Origin of the sequence: Desertimonas flava, from assembly GCF_003426815.1 — a bacterium.
Classification (GTDB): domain Bacteria; phylum Actinomycetota; class Acidimicrobiia; order Acidimicrobiales; family Ilumatobacteraceae; genus Desertimonas; species Desertimonas flava.
Map to the genome: position 1 here is coordinate 1 of NZ_QKYK01000064.1, position 6,222 is coordinate 6,222.

At 70.9% G+C, this 6,222-nt stretch carries 7 protein-coding genes; 5 read left to right on the plus strand and 2 right to left on the minus strand.

The genetic code is table 11. The features are described 5' to 3' along the window. Positions 1-122: 122 nt before the first annotated feature. Positions 123-860, minus strand: a complete 738-nt coding sequence (locus DN771_RS28895) for a polyprenol monophosphomannose synthase (protein ID WP_117001058.1) — start codon at positions 858-860, stop codon at positions 123-125. Positions 861-898: 38 nt separating this feature from the next. On the opposite strand from DN771_RS28895, the gene DN771_RS28900 reads away from it, so the two are divergent. From DN771_RS28900 to DN771_RS28920, 5 genes are read left to right on the plus strand one after another with little or no spacing between them, the layout of a single operon-like run. Continuing rightward, positions 899-1,177 carry a hypothetical protein gene (locus DN771_RS28900; RefSeq protein ID WP_162942543.1) on the plus strand — a complete coding sequence of 93 codons (279 nt, stop codon included), beginning with the start codon at positions 899-901 and terminating at the stop codon, positions 1,175-1,177. Next, positions 1,174-1,980, plus strand: coding sequence for an inositol monophosphatase family protein (locus tag DN771_RS28905; protein ID WP_117001063.1), 807 nt, complete (start codon positions 1,174-1,176; stop codon positions 1,978-1,980). Before DN771_RS28900 ends, DN771_RS28905 begins: the two co-directional genes overlap by 4 nt. 48 nt (positions 1,981-2,028) lie before the next feature. Then, positions 2,029-2,706, plus strand: coding sequence for a response regulator transcription factor (locus tag DN771_RS28910; protein WP_117001064.1), 678 nt, complete (start codon positions 2,029-2,031; stop codon positions 2,704-2,706). Between the two features lie 5 nt (positions 2,707-2,711). Next, a complete protein-coding gene (locus DN771_RS28915; RefSeq protein ID WP_117001065.1) occupies positions 2,712-4,334 on the plus strand; it encodes a HAMP domain-containing sensor histidine kinase in 1,623 nt (540 codons plus the stop codon). Next, on the plus strand, positions 4,331-5,026 hold the full coding sequence (locus DN771_RS28920; protein ID WP_117001066.1) for a GerMN domain-containing protein: 696 nt from the start codon (positions 4,331-4,333) through the stop codon (positions 5,024-5,026). The genes DN771_RS28915 and DN771_RS28920 overlap by 4 nt, the downstream gene beginning before the upstream one ends. Positions 5,027-5,057: 31 nt before the next feature. On the opposite strand, the gene DN771_RS28925 is transcribed toward DN771_RS28920, so the two are convergent. Beyond that, a complete protein-coding gene (locus tag DN771_RS28925) occupies positions 5,058-6,092 on the minus strand; it encodes a 6-phosphofructokinase (RefSeq protein WP_117001067.1) in 1,035 nt (344 codons plus the stop codon). Positions 6,093-6,222: the final 130 nt, after the last annotated feature.

Consider the following 6,222-nt stretch of genomic DNA (forward strand, 5'->3'; position numbering starts at 1 on the left):
AGCCGAGGACGAGCATCGCCGCAGGCGAGCGAGGGAGCGCAGCGACCGATGCGAGCCGAGGACGAGCATCGCCGCAGGCGAGCGAGGGAGCGCAGCGACCGATGCGAGCCGAGGACGAAACGTCAGCCGTACATGCGGCGGCGCTGGCGGCGGCCGCGGCGGTCCTCGAGCCAGAGGCGGCCGACGAGCCCGAAGGCCTCGCGGACGATGCCGCGGGAGAGCTTCGACTCCCCGGCCCCACGATCGTGGAACCGGATCGGGAACTCGACGACCTTGCCGCCCGCCCGCACGACGCGGTGCGTCATCTCGATCTGGAAGCCGTAGCCGTCGGCGGTGACCGACTGGTAGTCGATGCGCCGCAGGGTGTCGGCGCGGTAGGCCCGGTAGCCGGCGGTGGCGTCGTTCACGGCGAGGCCGAGCAGGCCGGCCGCGTAGCGGTTGCCCCACCGTGAGAGCCAACGCCGCCCGAACGGCCAGTTCTCGGTGGCCCCACCGGGGACGTAGCGGCTGCCGATCGCCAGGTCGGCGCCGTGCTCGACGTTGGCCAGCAGCGCGGCGAGGTCGGCGGGATCGTGGGAGAGATCGGCATCGATCTGCACCACGACGTCGGCTCCTTTTTCGAGCGCCCAGGCGAAGCCATCCCGGTACGCCGAGCCGAGCCCCAGCTTGCCGGGCCGTTCGAGCAGCTCGACCGCCCCCAACTCGTCGCCGATCTTGCGCACGAGCTCGGCCGTTCCGTCCGTGCTCGCGTCGTCCACGACCAAGACCTCCAGGCCGGGCTCGGCATCGCGCAGCCGCCGCAGCAGGCACTCGATGTTGAGCACCTCGTTGTACGTCGGAACGACGGCGACGGCACGCACGGGGGCCGAATCTAGACGGCGGCCTATCCTCCTCTGACGTGGCCTCCTCCGGACGTCCTCTCCCGCTCTCCGCGTTGCCCGCCCCCGCCGCCCGGGCTGCGGCGTTCGCGGCGATCCTCATCGCCGGGCTCGCCGGCGGGCTGATCGGCTACAGCCTCGTTCGCATCCAGTGCGACGGGGACTGCGGGCTGCCGCTCGGCATCGGCATCCTCGTCGGGGCAGTGGCGTCGGCCGCGGGAATGAGCGTGGTGGCCGTCCTGGTGCTCCGCGCCGTCGGCGAGTGGCGCGAGATCCAGGAACGAGAGGATTCCCGATGACCATCGCAGGTGACCTCCGCGAGCTCGCCTGCCGGCTCGCCGTCGACGCCGGCACGATGGCTGCCGAGGGGCGCCGGGCCGACATCGAGTCGGACGGCGGTCGCCTCGCGTTCGGTGCCTCCACGAAGTCCAGCGCCACCGACGTGGTCACCCGCCACGACCGAGCGGCCGAGGCGGTCATCCTCGACGGCCTCATCGCCGCCCGACCCGACGATGCCGTGATCGGCGAGGAGGGCACCAACCGCGCCGGCACCTCGGGGGTGTCGTGGTACATCGACCCGATCGACGGCACGTCGAACTTCTTCTACGGGCTGCCGATGTGGTCGACCTCGGTCGCCGCCGTCGACGCCGAGGGCGGCCTCGCCGGCGCGGTGTACATCCCGGCGACGGCAGAACTCTTCTCGGCCGCCCGCGGTGAAGGCGCCACCCGCAACGACGTCGCCATCGCCGCCAGCGCCGAGACCGACATCTCGCTCGCCCTCGTCGCCACCGGGTTCGGCTACTCCGCCGACGCTCGGCGCCGGCAGGCCGGCATGGTCAACATGATCGCCCCGCACATCCGCGACATCCGGCGCATGGGGTCGGCCGCCATCGACCTGGCCTACACCGCCGCCGGCTTCCTCGACGCCTACTGGGAGGAAGGGCTGAACATGTGGGACATGGCCGCCGGAGAGCTGATCGCCCGCGAGGCCGGGTGCCGCAGCGGGAACTTCGCCGGCGGCGCGCCGACCCCCGCCCAATTGCTGGTGGCCGGCCCCGGCGTGTACGACGCGATGGTCTGGCTCCTCAGCGGCGCCGGCTGACCACGGTGTCCACCGTCGGCCCGTAGTTTCCGGCATGATGGTCGCATTATGGGAACCCGCATCCTGGCCGTCGAAGACGACGAGCGAATCCGCGAAGCCGTGAAGCTGGCCCTCGAGGACGAGGGATGGACGGTCGAGGGTGTCGCGTCGGGCGAGGCGGCGATCGAGGCGTTCGATCGGCACCCTGTCGACGTCGTCCTCATCGACATCATGTTGCCCGGCATCGACGGCTTCGAGCTGTGCCGCACGCTGCGGCGCAACAGTGATGTCCCGATCGTGATGGTCACCGCCCGCAACGACACCCACGACATCGTCGCCGGCCTCGAGGCCGGCGCCGACGACTACATGACCAAGCCGTTCATGTCGAAGGAGCTGTCGGCCCGCATCCGCGCCTTGCTGCGGCGCATCCGGCCCGCCCAGCTCGGCCACGAGCGGCTCGTCTTCGGCGACCTCGAGCTGATCCCCGAGGAGGGCAAGGTCATCCAGAACGGTGAGGAGGTCCACCTCACCAAGACGGAGTTCCGCCTGCTGTGCGAGCTGGCGTTGAACCGCGGCAAGGTGTTCAGCCGGGAGGAGCTCCTCGACCGCGTGTGGGAGTACGACTACTTCGGCGACGGTCGGCTCGTCGACGTCCACATCCGCCGCCTGCGGACCAAGGTCGAGGCCGACCCGGCCAACCCTCGGCACGTCGTCACCGTCCGCGGTCTCGGCTACCGGCTGCAATAGGACCGATGTCCGAGGCCGCTGCGTCTGCCATCGCCGCCGGCCGCCGCGACGGCCCATCCGGGAGCGATCGATTCATCGCCGCTCCGCCACCGCCCGACAGCAGCAGCGCCACGCCGCGGCCGCGCCGCTTCTCGTTCCGGCGCCGACCCCTCGGGCTGCGACGGCGCATACTGCTCATCTTCACGCTCGGTGCCCTCGGGCTCGCCACGTTCCTCGCCTTCACCACGTACGGACTCGTGCGATCCAACGTGGTGTCGCAGCGGGAGAACGACGCCCTCCACCGGGCCTACGGCGCGGCCGGCGTCGCCGAGGCCAGCGTGCGCACCGGCCTCGCCGCCACCGCCGAGGCGCTGGGCAGCCGCGGCATCAGCTCCTACGCAATCTCCTACGACAACCTGGAGTCCGCGTCGGAGGGGTTCAGCATCGAGGACGTGCCGGAGTCGCTGCGCAACCGGGTGCTCGTCGAGGGCCGCGACGCGATGATGAACACCGAGTTCGATGGTGAGATCGGGATCACCGTCGGCATCGCCTTCGCCGACACCCGTGGCGGCTACTTCCAATTCTTCACGCTCGACGACGCCAACGACACGCTCGCCAACGTCGCGCTGTCGCTCTTCCTCGCCGCCACGATCACCACCGGTCTCGGCGTGCTCGTCGGCGTGCTGGCCGCCCGCCGCGCCGTGCGTCCCGTCGCCGATGCCTCCGAGGCCGCCAAGGCCATCGCCGGCGGCCGCCTCGACACCCGCCTCACCCCCACCGAGGACCCCGACCTGGGCGTGCTCGCCCAATCCTTCAACGACATGGCCGCGGCGCTGCAGAACCGGGTGGAACGCGACGCTCGCTTCGCGTCCGACGTGAGCCACGAGCTGCGCTCGCCGCTGATGACGCTCTCGGCATCGGTCGAGGTGATGGAGACCCGCCGCGACGAGATGCCCGAGCGGGCCCAGGCTGCGCTCGATCTGCTGGTCAGCGATGTCGCGCGCTTCCGCGGTCTGGTCGAAGACCTCCTCGAGATCAGCCGCTTCGACGCCGGAGCCATCCGGCTTCATCTCGAGGATCTCCAGGCCAGCCAGTTCGTGCGCAACGCCGTCGCCGTCTCGTCGGCGCCCACGCTCACGATCACGTGCACGCCGCGGGCGGAGCGCGCCATCATCGCCGGCGACCGGCGGCGCCTCGCCCGCGTCATCGCCAACCTCATCGACAACGCGCTCGCCTACGGGTCGGGCGAGCCCGAGATCAGTCTCGAGGACGCCAACGCCCCCGACGAGGCGCTCACACATCTGCGGATCGCCGTCGCCGACCACGGACCCGGCGTGCCGGTCGAGGAGCGGGCGCTGATCTTCGAGCGGTTCGCGCGTGGCGGAAGCGCCGGCCGGCGCAGCGGCAGCGAGGGTGCCGGTCTCGGCCTCGCCCTGGTCGACGAGCACGTGCGGCTCCACGACGGGCGGGTGTGGGTGGAGGACCGCACCGACGGAGAGCCTGGCGCGAGGTTCGTGATCGAACTGCCCGCCCGCGAGCCGATCGACCACGTCGTCGTCGACGACGACGATCACTACGATCCCGGCCTCGACGACAGCGGTCCGGCCATCGAGTCCCGGCCGCATCCCGACGAGGAGGTGACGCCGTGAGACCCCGCCACGTCGGCCTGGCGGCTGCGCTCGCCGTCGTCGCCGCGGGATGCGCGATCGACAAGGACAGCGCGCCCCGCAACGTGCCCGACGATCGGCGCGAGGAGCTGCGGGCGCCGCCGCAGCAACTGGCGCCCGGCGGTTCGAGCGGCGACGACCGCATCTTCCTCGTCGTGAGCGACACCGGGCGGTTGCGCACGTCGCAGCGCGAGACGGACGGGAGCCCACAGGAGCTCATGGAGAGCCTGTTCGAGGGAGCGACCGCCGAGGACCAGGACAACGGGCTGCGCAGCGTGCTCGACCCGTTCGAGTTCCGGTCGGCGACCGTGCAGGACAACGTGGTGACCGTCGACGTCGACGTGGATCCCCGCGTGCTCTCGGGGAGCGAACTTCGGCTCGCCGTCGCGCAGATCGTGTACACGGCGAGCCAGCTCCTGCCAGACGCCACTGCGGAGGTCGTCATCAAGCTCGATGGCGGCAACTCCGAGTGGCCCGACGGCGCCGGCAATCAGACCGGCGAGCCGCTCACGATCTTCGACTTCTACCCGCTCGCTGAGTCGGCGCAGCCGGCCTACCCGAGCCGACCCAGCCGGGCACCGGCGCCGACCACGACCACCACCAGTTCGGTGCCGCCGTCCACTCCGTCGTCGCCGCCGGCGTCGGACGCTGCCGACTCCACCGACGCCGCATGAGCCGCCGGACGATCAGGGCGGCAGGACACCGTCAGGCGAAGAAGACCTCGGCCACGTCGTGGTACAGCCGCATGTCGAGCGGCTTCGTGCGGCCGACCGCCTGCTCCATCGGGGCCGGAACGATGTCGGTACCGCGCAGCACCACCATCTGACCCCAGCCGCCCTCGTGGACGAGGTCGATGGCGGCGACGCCGAACCGCGTCGACAGCACACGGTCGAACGCCGTCGGCGTGCCGCCTCGCTGCACGTGGCCGAGCAGCACCACCCGGGTCTCGAAGCCGGTGCGCTCGCCGACCTCGCGGGCGATGACGTCGGCGATGCCCCCGAGGCGGACGTGGCCGAACTTGTCGTAGACCTTCTCGTCGACGTCGAGCGTGCCCGGGATCGGCTCGGCACCCTCGGCGACCACGACGATCGACGCATAGCGTCCCTTGTCGTGGCGGCGGTTGAGGTGCGCGCACACCTTGTCGATGTCGAACGGGATCTCGGGGATGAGCACGACGCTTGCTCCGCCGGCGATGCCGGCGTAGGCGGCGATCCACCCGCTGTGGCGCCCCATCACCTCGACCACCATCACCCGGTCGTGACTCTCGGCGGTGGTGTGCAGACGGTCGATCGCCTCGGTGGCGATCTCGACCGCCGTGTGGAACCCGAACGTCATGTCGGTGCCGACGATGTCGTTGTCGATCGTCTTGGGCACCCCGACGATGGGCAGGCTCTCCTCGGTGGCCAGGCGATGGGCGACGCTCAGCGAGCCGTTGCCACCGATGACGATCAGGGCATCGAGGCCGAGATCGGCGAACGTCTCGTGCACCTGGCCGACACCGTCGGGATGATCGAACGGGCTCCCCCGCCGGGTGCCGAGGACGGTGCCGCCCCGCGGCAGCGTCCCCCGCATGAAGTCGACGTTGAGCGGCATCGTGCGCCGCTCGCGCACTCCGTCCCAGGCGTCGAGGAAACCGATGATCTCGTCACCGTGAAACCGCTCGCCCTTGCGCACCACGGCGCGCAGGACGGCATTCAGTCCCGGGCAGTCACCACCTCCGGTCAGCACTCCGACGCGCACACCGCGAGGCTAGTGGTCTGTCACCGGATTGATCAGGATGTCTCGCTTGCTGGATCTCGCCGTTGGCTGCGTTGCTCGTCCTCGAAAGACCGGGCGTATTCCTTCGTCCTCGCGCCTTGCCAGCGACGAG